This is a genomic window from Celeribacter sp., from assembly GCF_048261515.1.
In the GTDB taxonomy this organism is placed as follows: domain Bacteria; phylum Pseudomonadota; class Alphaproteobacteria; order Rhodobacterales; family Rhodobacteraceae; genus Celeribacter.
The window spans coordinates 31,316-47,748 of the sequence record NZ_JBLXFZ010000007.1 but is presented as its reverse complement, the minus strand read 5'-3'; the positions used below and the strand labels follow the sequence as shown (position 1 = coordinate 47,748).

The following is a 16,433-nucleotide window of genomic DNA, read 5'->3' as shown; positions in this document are numbered from 1 at the left end:
GTGGAAGATTGGGAATTAGGCGGGTTTGGGGTCTATTTTCACTGGCCGTTCTGTCAGTCCAAATGCCCCTATTGCGACTTCAATTCCCATGTTTCCGCATCCATTGACCAGTCACAATGGCAGACCGCCTACCTTTCCGAAATTGACCGCATTGCGTCCCTGACACAGGGTCGCGTTGTTCGTTCCATCTATTTCGGGGGCGGCACCCCTTCTCTCATGGACCCCGAGTTGGTCGGTGCGATCCTTGATCGCGTGCGGAAGAACTGGTCTCTATCCAACGATGTCGAGATCACGCTGGAAGCCAACCCGAGTTCTGTCGAGGCGGATCGCTTCGAAGGCTACTACAGTGCGGGCGTGAATCGTGTGTCTCTTGGTGTTCAGGCGCTCAACGGTGAAGACCTGCGTCGTCTAGGACGGCTTCATTCCGTCGACGAAGCACGCCGTGCGATTGCGATTGCACAAGACGTGTTCCCCCGCAGCACTTTCGACCTGATTTATGCGCGTCAGGATCAAACGTTGTCGCAATGGGAAACGGAACTGCGGGAAGCCTTAAAGATGGCGGCGGGTCATATCTCGCTCTATCAACTGACCGTCGAACAAGGCACAGCATTCGGAGATCGCTACAACGCAGGGAAACTGCGTGGCCTGCCTGATGAGGATCTCTCGGCGGATATGTATGAGCTGACCCAAGCCATTTGTGAGGCCGAGGGTCTCCCCGCCTACGAGATTTCCAATCACGCTGAACCCGACATGGAAAGCCGCCATAACCTGATTTACTGGAATTACGGTGATTACGCGGGCATCGGTCCTGGTGCGCACGGGCGTCTTACTCTGGACGGAATTAAGCACGCGACCGACACGCCTTTGCTGCCTGCCGCATGGCTTGACCGGGTCGCAAAAAGTGGAAACGGCGATCTTACCTCCACCGCCCTACCCCTCGACGATCAAACAAACGAATATCTGATGATGGGACTAAGAACGACACAAGGAATCGACCTGCGGCGCATACCTGACCATCATCAGACTCTTTTGTTAAATAAAATCAATGAATTACGTGATTTCTGCCTCATCATGAGAAGCGAAACGCACCTTCAGGTTACACCAAAGGGACGCCCGCTCCTCAACGCGATCCTTCGCGACTTGCTCGTAGATTAAGAGCGTCCGCGCGACAGAAGTCCGCAAATCTCATCAAGCTCGTCGAGAGACGAGTAATTCAGCGTCACGGTGCCACTTTCGGTCCCTTCCGTGTGCGCGATTGTGACTTTCAAGCCGACAGCGGCGCTCAAATCGCTCTCCAAAGCCCGCGTATCGGCGTCTTTTTCCGCTCCGCGTTTTGCGCGCTGCCCCGTTTGGGATTTTTTCTGCTTCGGACCCTTCGCGAGCTTTTCCGTCTCGCGAACGGACAGACCGCGGCGAATCACTTCCCGCGCCAACTCGGACGGGTTTTCAGCAGTGATAAGTGCGCGCGCATGTCCTGCGGAGAGCTTGCCCTCCTCGACAAAGGTCTGCACATCATCGGGCAGTTGCAACAAACGCATCATGTTTGCGATGTGACTGCGGCTCTTCCCGAGCGCTTCGGCGAGTTGTTCCTGCGTATGCCCGAACTTGCTCATCAACTGCGCGTAGCCAGCGGCCTCTTCAATCGAATTCAGATCGGCGCGCTGGATGTTCTCGATGATGGCGACTTCAAGGACTTCGGTATCGTCGTAATCCCGAATGATGACAGGCAGCTCATGGAGCTTTGCCATTTGCGACGCGCGCCAACGGCGCTCCCCCGCCACAATTTCGTAAGCGCCCTGCCGTCTTGGGTTCGGACGGACGATAATTGGCTGGATCAGACCCTTTTCGGAGATCGAGCTGGACAGTTCCTTGATTTTCTCCTCGTCGAACTTTCGACGTGGCTGTTCAGGATTTGGCTCGATTTTCTCGATTGGAACGACTTGATCGGCCCGCGCCTCGGCAGTCTCTGTGGGAGCCGTGGTGGCCGCGGCGGTGCCCACGTCAGCCATAAGCGAAGATAGCCCGCGACCCAGGCCACGTTTTTTGCTGGAATTGCTGTTTTCAGCCATTTTGGACCCTTTTCCTGCTCGAGAGTTCTTTTGCGAGAGCGCGATATGCGACAGCGCCCTTTGAGGTCGGATCATAGTCAATCACGGGCAAAGCGAAAGATGGTGCTTCGCTAATGCGCACATTGCGCGGAATTACGGTTTTGAAAACCAATTCGCCAAGGTTCTCCCGCGCATCCGCCTCAACCTGCTTCGACAGGTTGTTTCGCTGATCATACATCGTGAGCACAATCCCCTCGATCCGCAGATGTGGGTTGGCCGCGTGCCGCACTTCGCGAACGGTCGTGATAAGTTGCGACAGCCCTTCGAGAGCGAAGAACTCGCTCTGGAGCGGGACAAGCACGGAATCGGAAGCGACCATCGCGTTGACGGTCAGAAGGCTCAGCGACGGCGGGCAGTCAACGAGAATGAAATCAATGGCATAACTATCCAAAGCACGCTGCCGTAAAGCGTCGCGCAACAGAAAGCTTCGTTTCTCATTGGCCACCATTTCGAGATCAGCGGAACTCAGGTCTACGGTTGCGGGGATGATCCATAGCCCCTTGGTATCCGTTGTCTGGATGGTGTCGTGAATGTCGATATCGCCCAGAAGAAGATCATATGTCGTGTATTCGCGATCATCGGCGGCGATTCCCAGCCCCGTCGATGCGTTCCCTTGCGGATCGAGATCCACGACAAGGACGCGATAACCCAGTTCTACCAATGCGGCCGAGAGGTTGATCGTCGTTGTGGTTTTTCCGACCCCACCCTTTTGGTTGGCAACAGAGATGATTGTGGGCCCTGGGGGTCGTGTAGGATCAGGCACGTTCGATATCTCCGATTTCAAAAATTACGGCTTCCGCGTCAGTTACACTGGGATGTTCTTGATACTTAAAGCGCCACGATTTCTGCGATTCCGCAAGCTCATTTGCATGCCGCGCACCTTTAGGAAAAAAGGCCACGCCGTCTGAGGCGAGATGTCTGTGCGCGAAGCCGATAAGGTCGGCAAGCGATGCCAACGCGCGCGCGGAAAGTACTTGGGCATTGGCGGGATGAGCTTGCTCAACTCGTTCAGACAACACCGTGACTGGAACCTCGACCTCACGCGCAACCGTGCGGAGAAAGGTGGCCTTTCGCTGATCTGATTCAATCATTGTAAAGGTTCGTTCTGGTGTGACTTCCGCCGAGATGATGGCGCACACCATTCCAGGGAAGCCGCCACCGGTTCCGAGATCGACCCAGTGGCCCTCCCCTTTCGGCGCCAATGCGAAGAGCTGCGCAGAATCGATGAAATGCCGCTCCCACGCTGCATCCAAGGTATTCTTGGAAACGAGGTTAATGGCGGGATTCCACTTCCTCAATAACGCAAGATACGCCTCTAGGCGCTCAATTGTTTCACGTGAAACACTCAGTCCGGCTACGCTCAAGTCCTGCATTAGCTCGCTTTCGCCCGCTGCAATTGACGCATCCGCGCGAGAATCAGCGTCGCGGCGGCGGGCGTCATACCTTCGACCCTCAACGCTTGCGCGATTGTCTGGGGCCGCGCTGCCTTCAGTTTTGCCAATAGCTCGTTAGAAAGCCCCTTGAGGCCCTCGTAATCGAAATCAGACGGAATAAGCTCCGCCTCATCTCGCTTAAGCGTTTCAACATCTCGCTGCTGACGTTCGATATAGTTGGCGTAGAGCGCATCTTTCTCGATCTGCTCCCGAATTGGCTCAGGCACGGAATCGAAATCGCCATTGAGCGAAACTAGGTCAGAAAACCCTACATTGGGAAACGAAAGGACCTGAAACGCCGTGCGACGGGATCCGTCTTCGCTCACCACGATCCCCGCGGCGCGTAGTTCTTTCGGCGTGTACTCTGCTGAGTCGAGCAATGCGCGACATTTCGTGAGAGAGTCCATCTTAGTCGCGAAGGCAGTTTGCCGTGCCTCCCCTACCAGACCCAAGGAAATCCCCTTTTCCGTAAGCCTTTGATCCGCGTTATCGGCACGAAGCGACAGGCGGAACTCGGCGCGAGAGGTAAACATCCGGTAAGGTTCGGTCACGCCGCGCGTCACAAGGTCATCGATCATGACGCCGATATAGCTGTCAGTTCGGGAAAACACTTCCTGCGCCTCATCTTTAGCGCGTTTTGCAGCATTCAGCCCAGCAACCAAACCCTGCGCGGCGGCTTCTTCGTAGCCGGTTGTCCCGTTGATCTGCCCTGCAAGGAACAACCCACTCACATCACGAAGCTCAAGCGTCAGTTTAAGCGCGCGCGGATCGACGTAGTCGTATTCAATCGCATAGCCAGGCTGTTCGATTTCAACGTCTTCAAGACCGCGAATGGAGCGGACATAGGCCTCCTGTACATCGACAGGCAAAGACGTCGAAATGCCGTTCGGGTAGACCGTATCAACATCTAGTCCCTCGGGCTCCAGAAAGATCTGGTGTGAAGATTTGTCTGCGAATCGGACCACCTTATCCTCAATGGACGGGCAGTAGCGCGGACCAACACCCTCAATGTGCCCACCATACATGGCAGACTTGTCCAAATTTCCACGAATGATTTCATGGGTTTGTTCATTCGTGTGGGTAATGCCACAGGAAATTTGTTTCGCGTCGGGGGTCGTGTTGAGGAAAGAAAACAGGACAGGATCACTATCCCCTTCCTGCTCTTCAAGAATATTCCAATTGATCGTCTTACCGTTCAAACGCGGCGGCGTACCCGTTTTAAGGCGTCCCATCGGAAGACCAAATCCATAAAGACGATCCGCCAAAGCGATAGACGGTCGGTCGCCCATCCGTCCACCAGACTTCCTCTGATCGCCGATATGGATAATTCCGTTCAGAAAGGTGCCAGTGGTTAGAACAACGCTCGTGCAATTGATCTCGGACCCGTCACCAAGAACCACGCCTCTGACGCGTTCGCCGTCCATCAGCAGGTCAGTGACTTCGCTCTCGATAACTTCGAGATTAGCAGTTGCGCCAATTGCTGCCTGCATCGCGGAACGATAGAGTTTCCGATCCGCCTGCGCACGTGGTCCCTGCACGGCGGGCCCTTTGCGGCGATTCAGAAGGCGGAACTGGATACCCGCGCGATCCGCGACACGCCCCATGAGGCCATCCAGCGCATCGACTTCGCGGACAAGATGCCCCTTCCCCAAGCCACCTATGGCGGGATTGCAGGACATCACACCGATATTCTCGGTCTTCAACGTGACGAGTGCTGTTCGCACACCCACGCGCGCCGCAGCCGCCGCTGCGTCACACCCCGCGTGGCCAGCACCAACCACCACAACATCAAAATCGCGATGTTTCACGTGAAACACTCCTCGAATATTCGGTCACTTCCCGATGCAGAAACTGGAGAAAATCTCACCAAGGACGGCCTCAACATCAATCCGACCGACCAAGCAATCCAGCGCATAGATCGCCGATCTAAGCTGTTCCGCGGCAATTTCCACCCGTTCGTCGCCGAGCATTACCTCATTTACCGCTGATTCCATAGAGGCAAGTGAATCAATCATAGCAGCCCTGTGGCGCGCGTGAGTCGCCGTGGCCGCGCCCGCACTCTTCTCCGACAAAATTTTAGAAATGCGCGACACGAGGTCAGCAACGCCATGTTGGGTTTTTCCTGACACCGACGGCAGATCGGAGCGCCCCTCATCGTCCTTACCGATCAAAACAACATCATCCTCCAAAGGCGACATCATCAGGGAATCACTCTCATCGGACTTAAGGAAAACCCGCAGATCCGCATTATTCGCGCGCTCCACCGCCCTCGTAATCCCGATGGATTCTACAACGTCATCCGTATCGCGCAGCCCCGCAGTATCCAAGAAGGTAACAGGCAAGCCGTCGAGGTCCATCCGCACTTCGATTACATCGCGCGTAGTGCCCGCAACTTCGGAAGTAATCGCAGCATCCCTACCCGCCAGCGCATTCAGGAGCGTAGACTTACCTGCATTCGGAGGGCCAACGATTGCCACCTCGAACCCGTCGCGTATCCGCTCCGAAATCCGCGAACCCTCAATCTCTCGTTCAAGTTCAATCATCACCTGTCCAAGAAGGTCCAAGACCTCGGGTGAGACATCCACTGGAACTTCTTCGTCCGCGAAATCAATTGTCGCCTCAAGCAGAGCGGCCGCGCGGATCAGGGAGGTCCGCCACTCTTCCACCTTATCGCCCAGAGCGCCGGAAAAGACGCGCATGGCCTGACGACGCTGTGCTTCGGTCTCGGCTTCGATCAAATCGCCAAGGCCCTCGACCTGTGCAAGATCAAGCCGCTCATTCGCAAGCGCGCGGCGGGTGAACTCTCCCGCTTCCGCGAGGCGCAAGCCCTCCATCGTGCCCAGCTCGGACAACACTGATTTCACGATCGCTGTGGAACCGTGGACCTGAAGCTCAGCGCTTTCCTCGCCCGTAAAGGAGGCTCCCTTCGAGAAGCAAAGCACGAGGGCTTCGTCAAGCACATCACCTGATGCTGATCTCAGGGTACGAAGAGAGGCGACACGAGGCGCAGGACAACTTCCAGCGATCTTTTCGACCGCCCAAAACGCAAGCGGCCCGGAAATCCGGACCACCGCGACACCCGCTTTACCGCGGGCGGTTGCTTCTGCAAAAATCGTATCCATACATCAAGTCATTGATATCTTTAATTTTTAGGCGTTCATCGAGTCGAAGAACTCGGCATTCGACTTGGTCTGCTTCAACTTCGAGATCAGGAACTCGATCGCATCCGTTGTCCCCATCGGGTTCAGGATACGGCGCAGGACATAGGTCTTCTGTAGGTCTTTGGAATCGACCAGAAGCTCTTCTTTCCGTGTCCCGGACTTAAGAATATCCATCGCGGGGAAGACGCGTTTGTCCGCTACTTTGCGATCCAGAACGATCTCCGAGTTACCCGTACCTTTGAATTCTTCAAAGATCACTTCGTCCATCCGCGAACCCGTGTCGATCAGAGCGGTTGCGATGATGGTGAGCGAGCCGCCCTCCTCGATGTTCCGCGCAGCACCAAAGAAGCGTTTCGGGCGTTGCAGTGCGTTGGCGTCGACACCACCTGTGAGCACCTTACCAGACGACGGCACAGTGGTGTTGAACGCACGACCAAGGCGCGTAATGGAATCGAGCAGGATCACCACGTCGCGCTTGTGCTCAACGAGGCGTTTGGCCTTCTCAATGACCATCTCGGACACAGCGACGTGACGCGTTGCGGGTTCATCGAAGGTGGAGGAGACAACCTCACCCTTCACAGACCGCTGCATGTCCGTCACCTCTTCGGGACGTTCATCGATCAGCAGAACGATCAGGTAGCACTCGGGATGGTTCTTCTCGATCGAATTGGCGATATTCTGAAGCAGAACAGTCTTACCCGTCCGAGGCGGTGCAACGATGAGCGATCGTTGACCTTTACCAATCGGAGACACGAGGTCGATAATCCGCGCGGAGCGATCCTTGATCGTGGGATCTTCGATCTCCATTTTGAGACGCTCGTCGGGATAGAGCGGCGTCAGGTTGTCAAAGTTGATCTTGTGACGCGCTTTTTCGGGCTCTTCGAAGTTGATCTTCGTCACCTTCGTGATCGCAAAATAGCGCTCGGTCTCACCCGGTGCCTTGATCACACCCTCAACCGTATCGCCAGTGCGCATCCCCCAAAGGCGGATCACTTCGGGCGAGACATAGATATCATCAGGGCCTGGAAGGTAGTTTGCCTCAGGCGAACGCAGAAACCCGAACCCGTCCTGCAAGACCTCAAGAACGCCGTCGCCAGAGATTTCCCAACCCTCTTCGGCGCGTTCCTTGAGAATCTGGAACATCATATCGCCTTTGCGCATCGTCGATGCGTTCTCGATTTCAAGCTCCTCCGCCATGGACAGGAGATCCTTGGGGCTCTTGGCTTTGAGATCGGCGAGGTTCAGAGTATCTGCGGGCATAGAAAAATTCCGTATGGATCACGCCTGCGAATGCAAGCTCGTGATTTGATATGTCGGCTGGAAATCCCGTGATGACCGGACGGTCGGGACGAGACGGTGCATACGTGCCTGCTGCGTGAGAGTCAAGAAATCTCAGAACGGACGCGCGATGATCATAATCACGATGACGATCATGAGCAGGGTGGGAACCTCGTTCATCATCCGATAATGACGACCGCTACGCGTATTCCTGCCCTCCACGAAGTCCTTACGCCGCCAGCCACACCAATGGTGAAACCACGTCATACCAAGCACGCAAGCGGCCTTGACCCATGACCAGCCCGACGACCAATCAACAACACCAGGCGTGAAGACAAGCATCAATCCGAACACCCACGATGAGATGAAGGCAGGGTTCATGATCATCTTGAGAAGCTTACGTTCCATGTCCTGAAACAGAAGATCTGTTTCGCTTCTCTGTTCGACGCTTTCAACATGGCGAACGAACAATCTAGGCAAATAGAAAATCCCAGCCATCCACGCGATGATCGAAATTACATGCAGGGACTTTGTCCAAGGATAAACGCTGGCGAGGAAATCACCCATGATCTGACCTTTCTCGGTTTCACCCTTCTTAAATATAATAATAAAGAAAAGAAAAGATGATGTTTTAGTAGGGGCGGTGGATAGTGTGGATTATTGCCTTATCCCCACATTCATATTGTTCGCGCTACGAAACGGGAAAGCCGTGTTGATATGTGGATGGATCAGAAAACCCGATTGTTATCTGAGCATTAAGACCATCGCGAATAGAAACAACAGTTGATAACTGTAAAGTCGTTCTTGGATAACCTACTCTTCCACAGGTTCTAAAACTCGGCTACTCACAAGGATAACAAATCGTTAACTTGAGGGATGTAGCGGTCAGTTTTCCACCGAAGACGAAACCTCAGAGTTACCACCAAAACGCACCACGTTTGGCACAGGACTTACCCACAGGATGATCAACACCCCTTCCCGTCTCATACTCGCGTCCCAATCACCGATCCGTCGCCAGCTTCTTGAAAATGCGGGCGTGCCCGTGGACGCACTTCCCGCTCGCATAGACGAGGACGCGATCAAGGATGCAATGTTGGCGGATGGCGCCGCGCCGCGTGACATTGCTGATGCGCTTGCTGAAGGAAAAGCACGCAAGCTTTCGATGAAACACCCTGATGCGATGGTGATCGGTTGCGATCAGGCGTTGTCATTCAAGGGACGGTTGATCTCCAAAGCCGCCACGAAAGAAGAGGCCCGCGCCCTATTGGCGGAAATGCGCGGCGGACGGCATCGGTTATTGTCTGCGGCGGTGATCTATGAAGGCGGCGAGCCGAAATGGAGGCATATTGGTGAGGTGCGCCTCGAAATGAAGAACGTCAGTGATGCCTATCTCGATGCCTATATTGAAAGGAATTGGGAGAGCATTCGTGAGGCTGTCGGGTGTTACAAGCTTGAGGAAGAAGGTGTCCGCCTGTTTTCTCGCATAGATGGCGACTACTTCAATGTGCTGGGTTTGCCACTTCTTCCTCTTCTGGCATATCTAGGCGATAGAGAGGTGATACAGACATGACCAACAAAATCCCATTGGCTGGTGTGATTGGTGCCCCTATCGCGCATTCGAAATCGCCTGATCTGCACAATTACTGGCTCAAACGGTATGGCATCAAAGGTCACTATGTGCCGCTGCATATCGAGCAAGGAGATTTGGAGGGAGTGCTGCGTGCACTGCCGAAGATGGGCTTCGTAGGTGCAAACGTAACAATTCCGCACAAGGAGCGCGTTCTCGCACTCGCCGATATTGTTACCGACCGCGCGGCGCTGATCGGTGCTGCGAATACGCTGATTTTTCGCAGCGATGGAAAGTTGCACGCGGATAACACCGACGGTTTCGGATTTATCGAGAACCTGAGGGCAAACGCCGACTGGAACCCTGAAGTCGGTCCTGCTGCAGTGTTCGGAGCGGGAGGCGCAGCTCGCGCTGTTATTGCATCCCTTTTGGAAGTTGGTGTGCCAGAGATACGTCTCGCCAACCGCACCCGCACCCGCGCTGATGCTCTGAAAGAAGAATTCGGGACGAAAATCAACGTCGTTGAATGGGTGCAGGCTGGTTACATGCTGGAGGGTGCGCGTACCGTTGTGAACACGACCTCCCTTGGAATGGTCGGAAAGACAGAATTCAAAGTTCCGCTTGATGGTCTGGAAAAAGATGCCGTGGTGACTGATCTTGTCTATACGCCGTTGCGCACTGCCCTACTCAAAGCCGCAGAAAAGAAAGGATGCCAGACAGTCGACGGTCTGGGAATGCTTCTCTACCAAGCGGTCCCTGGCTTTGAGCGGTGGTATGGTCTGCGCCCTGAAGTTGATGACGCCACCCGCAATTTCGTGCTGAGCCGATGAAGCGCCCCTTTGTTCTTGGCCTCACGGGCTCTATTGCCATGGGCAAGAGCACTACAGCCAAAATGTTCGCCGAAATGGGCATTCCCGTGTGGGATGCCGATGCTGCTGTTGAACGCCTCTATGCCAAGGGGGGCTTGGCCGTCGAGCCATTGTCGAAACTGTTTCCTGAGGCGGTTTCCGCTGGAATCGTATCGAAACCTGCCCTGAAAGCAATCATCGCTGATGATTCGACAGCCCTGACCAAACTTGAGGAGGTGGTTCATCCCCTCGTTGCGCGGGATCGCGAAGAATTTCTTAGTAGAGCGAGGAGTGACATAGTTGTTGTCGATATCCCTTTGCTCTTCGAAACGGGTGGTCAAGCGCGTGTGGATGCGGTTGCAGTTGTCTCGACGGACGCAGAAACACAGCGAGTCCGCGCAATGGCAAGACCTGGCATGACAACCGACCATTTTGAAACCATTCTGGCCAAGCAATTGCCAGACGCCGAAAAACGTGCGCGCGCCGACTATATAATTCCGACAGATGACCTTGATGTGGCGCGTGCCACCACGCAGGATGTCATTGAGAAGATCAGGAGCCAACTCGCCGATGCGTGAAATCGTTATGGATACGGAAACCACAGGTTTCGAACCCGAACAGGGCGACCGATTGGTTGAGATCGGCGCGATCGAGTTGCTCAATCACATGCCGACAGGGCGCACCTATCATCAATATATCAATCCGCAACGTGACATGCCCGATGGCGCGTTCAGTATCCACGGGATTGGACCTGACCTCCTCGTTCCACCCCGCCCCGCGAAGGAAGGCGAGGTGTTGTTGAAGGACAAGCCACTGTTCAAAGAGGTGGCACAGGATTTCATCGATTTTATCGGCGACGCCAAACTCGTCATTCACAATGCCGCCTTTGACATGAAATTCCTAAATGCCGAGCTGAAGTGGCTCGGAATGCAGCAACTCCAGTGGGAGCGCGCTATTGATACGCTTGCGATTGCGCGCAAGAAATTCCCAGGTTCACCCGCATCTTTGGATGCCCTTTGCCGCCGCTTTGGAATCGACAATTCGTCACGCCAACTCCACGGTGCGCTGCTCGACTCCGAAATTCTGGCAGAGGTTTATCTCGAACTTATCGGCGGACGTCAGCCCGATCTTGTCCTTGCGCCGTCGCGTGACGAAACGAAAGATGCAGGCGGTGCAGTTGATGACAACTGGCGGCCGACAAAACGTCCTGCGCCTTTGCCACCTCGCATCACAGACGAAGAAGCCGCCGCCCATGCTGCCTTCATTGAGGGCTTGGGCGACGGCGCTTTGTGGAAAAAGTTCTCGTAAGAGAGATCAGTTGGGCTGTGTAGCCGCTTTTTGTGCCTCGGCACGACGCGCCATATCCTGACGGTAGAGCTGAACAAAATCGATGTTGTCGAGGTTGAGCGGCGGGAAGCCACCATCGCGGGTCACGTCATGCACGATGCGACGCACGAAGGGGAAGAGCATCCGCGGGCACTCGATCATCAGGAACGGGTGCATCTGCTCTTCAGGCACGTTCTCGATGTGGAATACGCCAGCGTAGTCGAGTTCGAGAATGAAAAGCGTGACGTTCCCGTCTTCCGATTTGGATTCCACCTTGATTTTGGTCGCAACTTCAAACTGGTGATCGGCTTCACGCTTTTTTGCGTCCATGGCGACCTGAACGGAAATATTCGGGCGTCCGTCAGCCTTCGCGGATTTCTGTGCAAGAATGTTCTCGAAGGACATGTCACGAATGAACTGTCCAAGGACTTGCATCTTTACGGGATTTGCCTGTGCAGCGCCATCGGCCTGCGGTGTTGTGGCAGCTTCATCAGCCATTGTTGAGTGTCCTCGAATTTGAAAATCGCGCTCTTTTAACAGGTTGCGTTTGGCGCCTCAATGCTTTGTCCAGCCGGATGTGCCAGCCGCACCACTTCCCTGATAATCATCATCCTCGCGGATCTCTTCCCATTCACCGTCGATGGTCGATCCTCGCGAGGGATTTGGTCCGTGGTCAGGATGAGCACCAAATGGATCTTGTGTGCGATATGCGCCTTGATTGACCGTAAAGCTTTGAACTTTGATCCGTTTTGACATCCACCGATAGAACGCCGTGCGTACGGGTGGGATCAGCAGGGCAAAGCCCAATGCATCGGTGAAAAAACCTGGTGTCAGAAGAAGTGCGCCCGAGAGCAGGATCATTGCCCCATGCGCGAGGGGTTCTCGCGGATCGTTCAGATTGGAAAAGGACGACCGGATCTGCGTCATAGCGAGCGCACCTTGTTGGCGCACCATCGCCGTGCCCAAAATCGCGGTTACAATGACAATCAACAGGGTAGGCCACAGGCCGATAAACCCGCCGACTTGAATGAAAAGTGCGATCTCGATGATCGGAACCGCAACGAAAAGGGCAAAAAGCCACATAGGGTAAGCACTCCTTTATCAAGCCCGCATGTGGACTTGGTCATGTCCCTACCCTACATAAGAGCGAACTGTGGTATTTTCCATGCCGCACCAGACAAGAGGTATCAATGAACCAGTCCATTCTGTCCCTGCTCGTTCTTGCCGGTATCGCAATTTTTCTGATTTTGCGTCTGCGGAATGTTCTTGGCACTCGCGACGGCTTTGAGAAGCCGCGTGTTGATGCACCAGATCAAGCTGCGACAAGCGCTCGCCGTAGCTTTGAAGTCATTGAGGGCGGCGTGGATCACGACATCGCCGACAACGTGACTGAAGGTTCGCGTGCAGCCGATGAGCTGGCGAAGATGAAACGTGTGGAGCCTAGCTTCTCCGTGACAGAATTTCTCAACGGTGCGCGTGGTGCATATGAGATGATCTTGATGGCTTTCGAGAATGATGACCTCGACAGCATTCGCGATTTCCTTGCCGATGACGTTTATGACGCCTTTGATAGTGTGGTGCAGCAGCGCCGTGAAAACGGCCTGACCGTGCATGCGCAATTCTACGGGGTTCGTGAGATCCAGATCATTGATGCCGAATTTGACGAGGCTACGCAGGAAGGCGAAATCAAGCTTCGGTTCGTGGCTGAGATCGTTTCTGCCGTGGCAAACGAAGCTGGTGAGATCGTTGAAGGGGACGCGACCGAGATCAAACGCCAGAAAGATATCTGGTCCTTTGCCCGCAAAATGGGTCAGAACGATCCCAATTGGCGGCTCGTCGCAACGGGCGCATGACGCTAGGGCGGCTCGTTTGCGCCGCCATTGCGGCTGCGGTGATCTACGCGACACCTGCCGTTTCGCAGGAGGCGCAATTGGCCGAAGTTTTTGATTTCGCTGATATCGACGGCTGGGCCGACGATGACCATGCCGCTGCGCTAGAGGTGTTTTCCCAGACCTGCAATCTGATGGACGGGCCCGAGTGGCCGCAGCTTTGCGAAATCTCCAAATCGGCGCCGAGCGCGCGGATGTTTTTCGAGCTGTTTTTCAGGCCAGTTCTGATCGATGACGGCGCCAAGCCCCTATTCACGGGTTATTTCGAACCTGAACTGGATGGGTCGCGCTACAGAACGGGACGTTTCCGCTATCCGCTCTACCGTAGGCCCCCCGAACTCAAGGTCGGCGAGGCATTCCTCCCCCGTTCCGAGATTTCGAGCGGCGCATTGGCGGGGCGCGGATTGGAGATTGCGTGGGTCGATGACCCCGTTGAATTGTTCTTCCTTCAGATTCAAGGATCTGGGCGCATACGTATGAATGACGGTTCGGTTATGCGGGTGGGCTATGCTGCGCATAACGGGCACAACTATCGCTCCATCGGTCAGGAATTGGTGCGCCGAGGCGTGTATAATCGGCATCAGGTATCTGCCGATGTGATCAAGAATTGGGTCCGCAGAAACCCCTCTGATGGCGCGGCGCTCCTCGACAGCAATCCCTCATATGTCTTCTTTCGTGAGGTAAAGGATCATGCCGCGAAGCTTGGTCCTATCGGCGCAATGAACAGACCCATCACGGCCATGCGTTCGATTGCCGTTGATCCTGCCTTCGTGCCACTCGGCGCGCCTGTCTGGGTTGATAAGGGGGGTGAGACGCCATTGCGGCGCCTTATGGTTGCGCAGGACACGGGATCTGCGATCAAGGGCGCACAGCGCGCGGATATCTTCTATGGCACGGGTGATGCGGCGGGTGCGCAGGCGGGACGGATCAAGGATGATGGTCGAATGCTCGTGCTTATGCCAATCCAACTCGCATACGGTCTTGAGGAGCGGCTTTCGGGATGACGCGGCGCAAGAAGGGGCGGATTTCGAAAGAAGATGCGGCGCTTTGGGATGCGGTGCGCAAGACTGCGACTCCGATCAATGTGTCGCGTCTGAAATCAAGTGCCATTGATGAGAGCGCCCTACCCCGCAAGGTGCCGCCCACACCCGAACCAAAACCGCGCGAATATCGAACCCCCGAATTCGAGATCGGCGCAAAACGTGCACATACGCCGATGGGCCATAACCTTTCGCAGAATGTCTCGGATCGACTGGCGGCAGCACCGCTTCAGATGGATCGCAAAAAGCATGGCAAGATGACCAAAGGCAAGTTGACACCCGAAGCGCGGATTGACCTCCACGGGAAGACACTGGCCGCCGCGCACCCTGCCCTGATCCAGTTCATCATGAGGTCATCAGATGCGGGAATGCGCCTTGTTCTTGTGATTACGGGTAAGGGAAAGCACCGCGACGAACCTGGTCCAATTCCTGTCCGCAAAGGTGTCCTAAAAAATCAGGTGCCGCATTGGCTCTATATGCCGCCCCTGCACGATGTGGTGTTGCAGGTTCGGGAAGCGCATCTCAAACACGGGGGATCGGGGGCCTATTACGTCTATCTACGGCGTCGTCGGTAGAAATTTCCGCGCACGTGTTGTGCCGACAAAAGCCAGCATGGATGTCGCGATAAAGTAGACGGCATAGATGAGCATCTGGTCGGTGAAGGGCATTCCAAAATCAATCAGGAAACCCGACACTCCTGGACCAATCGCCGATCCGAGCACCATGACGGCCGTTGCGGCGGCTTTAATCGCACCGATGTGCCGTGTGCCATAGAATTCTGCCCAAAAGGCCCCGATCACGGTGCCCTGCATTCCAATGCCAATCCCTGTCACCGTAAGACCGACTGCGGCCATCAGGAGCGTGTCGGCGTGGGAAATCAGGATGAACCCAAGCGCATAGGGAATGGGCGCAATAGGCAGAACCCGACCCGCGCCGAACCTGTCGACCGCGATGCCCGCGAGGAATGTTGCGGAGATAGAGGTGATGGTAAGCCAAGGATAAAGCGCGACATACTCCGTGAGTTGCCAGCCCTTTACCTCGGCGAGATGCACCTGTTGGAAGAACAGCGCGGTTCCCCATGCGGGTGGCCCCAGAAGCAGGGGAACAACCATCCAGAACAGCGAATGACGTAAGAGCGTGCCCCGCGTCCAGTGTTCGCCGTTCATGCCTGCCGCACTTGTGCTTTCTGCGATGGACTGCGGCGTGCGCTCCTGTCGGAGAAGCAAAAGAAGCAAAGGTATCAGAACGATGGCGAGACCCGCCGCAACCACCCAGCTTTGCCGCCACCCAAGAGTGACCATCAAACCGACAAACACGATGGGAAGCACGGCCTGCCCCACAGCAAAACCGAAGCTGGCAATGGAAAGCGCGCGTCCGCGTGTTGCCTGAAACCAGCGGGCCATAGCCACCATTGCGATCTGGCTCGTCATCCCCTGCCCCGTAAAGCGTAGGGCGAATATTACGAAGACGAGAGCGATCACATTCGGGACAGCGGCCATGGATAGGCACGCCAGAGCCAAGCCGACAAGAATAGCGGGCGCCAGAACACGCACGCGAAACCTGTCCGTCAATACGCCCGCGAACACCATCACCGCCGCCGAGGCTGTTGTGCCAAGAGAATAAATCGCCCCCCACGCACCATGGCTGAGCGAAAATTCCGCCCGAATATCGGCCGCGAAAATCGAGATAAAGAAGGTCTGCCCGTAGGACGATGTCAGGGTCAGGAGAAAGCCGACGGCCAACCATCGCGCATTATCGAGCACGAAGCGCAGATATGTCATAG

At 55.3% G+C, this 16,433-nt stretch carries 18 protein-coding genes; 8 read left to right on the top strand and 10 right to left on the bottom strand.

Translation table 11 applies throughout. The annotated features are described in order from the left end of the window. Positions 1 to 1,155 carry a radical SAM family heme chaperone HemW gene (gene hemW, locus ACN0SC_RS12965; protein ID WP_417250105.1) on the top strand — a complete coding sequence of 385 codons (1,155 nt, stop codon included), beginning with the start codon at positions 1 to 3 and terminating at the stop codon, positions 1,153 to 1,155. Here the strand turns inward: hemW and ACN0SC_RS12960 are convergent. The 7 genes from ACN0SC_RS12960 to hemJ form a co-directional block, all read right to left on the bottom strand. Beyond that, the gene (locus ACN0SC_RS12960; protein ID WP_417250104.1) at positions 1,152 to 2,069 is read right to left on the bottom strand and encodes a ParB/RepB/Spo0J family partition protein; all 918 of its coding nucleotides are present in this window, start codon (positions 2,067 to 2,069) and stop codon (positions 1,152 to 1,154) included. The two genes, hemW and ACN0SC_RS12960, sit on opposite strands and share 4 nt — an antisense overlap. Beyond that, entirely contained in the window at positions 2,062 to 2,871 is an 810-nt protein-coding gene (locus tag ACN0SC_RS12955; protein ID WP_417250103.1) for a ParA family protein, read from the bottom strand. The genes ACN0SC_RS12960 and ACN0SC_RS12955 overlap by 8 nt, the downstream gene beginning before the upstream one ends. Next, a complete protein-coding gene (gene rsmG, locus ACN0SC_RS12950; protein WP_417250102.1) occupies positions 2,864 to 3,481 on the bottom strand; it encodes a 16S rRNA (guanine(527)-N(7))-methyltransferase RsmG in 618 nt (205 codons plus the stop codon). Before rsmG ends, ACN0SC_RS12955 begins: the two co-directional genes overlap by 8 nt. Further along, positions 3,481 to 5,349, bottom strand: a complete 1,869-nt coding sequence (gene mnmG / locus ACN0SC_RS12945; protein ID WP_417250101.1) for a tRNA uridine-5-carboxymethylaminomethyl(34) synthesis enzyme MnmG — start codon at positions 5,347 to 5,349, stop codon at positions 3,481 to 3,483. Before mnmG ends, rsmG begins: the two co-directional genes overlap by 1 nt. Before the next feature lie 24 nt (positions 5,350 to 5,373). Continuing rightward, on the bottom strand, positions 5,374 to 6,663 hold the full coding sequence (mnmE, locus tag ACN0SC_RS12940) for a tRNA uridine-5-carboxymethylaminomethyl(34) synthesis GTPase MnmE (RefSeq protein WP_417250100.1): 1,290 nt from the start codon (positions 6,661 to 6,663) through the stop codon (positions 5,374 to 5,376). 27 nt (positions 6,664 to 6,690) lie between these two features. Next, entirely contained in the window at positions 6,691 to 7,962 is a 1,272-nt protein-coding gene (gene rho, locus ACN0SC_RS12935) for a transcription termination factor Rho (RefSeq protein ID WP_417250099.1), read from the bottom strand. Between the two features lie 132 nt (positions 7,963 to 8,094). Next, positions 8,095 to 8,547: a protoporphyrinogen oxidase HemJ gene (gene hemJ, locus ACN0SC_RS12930; RefSeq protein WP_417250098.1), complete on the bottom strand. Its 453-nt coding sequence runs from the start codon at positions 8,545 to 8,547 to the stop codon at positions 8,095 to 8,097. Positions 8,548 to 8,941: 394 nt separating this feature from the next. Between hemJ and ACN0SC_RS12925 the strand changes: the two genes are divergently transcribed. From ACN0SC_RS12925 to dnaQ, 4 genes are read left to right on the top strand one after another with little or no spacing between them, the layout of a single operon-like run. Beyond that, complete coding sequence (locus ACN0SC_RS12925; protein ID WP_417250097.1) at positions 8,942 to 9,550, top strand: Maf family protein; 609 nt, start codon at positions 8,942 to 8,944, stop codon at positions 9,548 to 9,550. Beyond that, on the top strand, positions 9,547 to 10,377 hold the full coding sequence (locus ACN0SC_RS12920) for a shikimate dehydrogenase (RefSeq protein ID WP_417250096.1): 831 nt from the start codon (positions 9,547 to 9,549) through the stop codon (positions 10,375 to 10,377). Before ACN0SC_RS12925 ends, ACN0SC_RS12920 begins: the two co-directional genes overlap by 4 nt. Continuing rightward, entirely contained in the window at positions 10,374 to 10,973 is a 600-nt protein-coding gene (gene coaE, locus ACN0SC_RS12915; protein WP_417250095.1) for a dephospho-CoA kinase, read from the top strand. Before ACN0SC_RS12920 ends, coaE begins: the two co-directional genes overlap by 4 nt. Continuing rightward, positions 10,966 to 11,703 carry a DNA polymerase III subunit epsilon gene (gene dnaQ, locus ACN0SC_RS12910; protein WP_417250094.1) on the top strand — a complete coding sequence of 246 codons (738 nt, stop codon included), beginning with the start codon at positions 10,966 to 10,968 and terminating at the stop codon, positions 11,701 to 11,703. Before coaE ends, dnaQ begins: the two co-directional genes overlap by 8 nt. A 6-nt stretch (positions 11,704 to 11,709) precedes the next feature. On the opposite strand, the gene secB is transcribed toward dnaQ, so the two are convergent. Continuing rightward, positions 11,710 to 12,219 carry a protein-export chaperone SecB gene (gene secB / locus ACN0SC_RS12905; RefSeq protein ID WP_417250093.1) on the bottom strand — a complete coding sequence of 170 codons (510 nt, stop codon included), beginning with the start codon at positions 12,217 to 12,219 and terminating at the stop codon, positions 11,710 to 11,712. 57 nt (positions 12,220 to 12,276) lie between these two features. Next, on the bottom strand, positions 12,277 to 12,804 hold the full coding sequence (locus ACN0SC_RS12900) for an FxsA family protein (protein ID WP_417250092.1): 528 nt from the start codon (positions 12,802 to 12,804) through the stop codon (positions 12,277 to 12,279). Between the two features lie 107 nt (positions 12,805 to 12,911). Between ACN0SC_RS12900 and ACN0SC_RS12895 the strand changes: the two genes are divergently transcribed. From ACN0SC_RS12895 to ACN0SC_RS12885, 3 genes are read left to right on the top strand one after another with little or no spacing between them, the layout of a single operon-like run. Next, positions 12,912 to 13,574: a Tim44/TimA family putative adaptor protein gene (locus tag ACN0SC_RS12895; RefSeq protein WP_417250091.1), complete on the top strand. Its 663-nt coding sequence runs from the start codon at positions 12,912 to 12,914 to the stop codon at positions 13,572 to 13,574. After that, positions 13,571 to 14,614 (top strand): murein transglycosylase A, encoded by a 1,044-nt coding sequence (locus ACN0SC_RS12890; protein WP_417250090.1) that lies wholly within the window; start codon positions 13,571 to 13,573, stop codon positions 14,612 to 14,614. Before ACN0SC_RS12895 ends, ACN0SC_RS12890 begins: the two co-directional genes overlap by 4 nt. Then, the gene (locus tag ACN0SC_RS12885; protein WP_417250089.1) at positions 14,611 to 15,225 is read left to right on the top strand and encodes a Smr/MutS family protein; all 615 of its coding nucleotides are present in this window, start codon (positions 14,611 to 14,613) and stop codon (positions 15,223 to 15,225) included. Before ACN0SC_RS12890 ends, ACN0SC_RS12885 begins: the two co-directional genes overlap by 4 nt. On the opposite strand, the gene ACN0SC_RS12880 is transcribed toward ACN0SC_RS12885, so the two are convergent. Next, complete coding sequence (locus ACN0SC_RS12880; RefSeq protein WP_417250088.1) at positions 15,208 to 16,431, bottom strand: MFS transporter; 1,224 nt, start codon at positions 16,429 to 16,431, stop codon at positions 15,208 to 15,210. The genes ACN0SC_RS12885 and ACN0SC_RS12880 overlap by 18 nt on opposite strands. Positions 16,432 to 16,433: the final 2 nt, after the last annotated feature.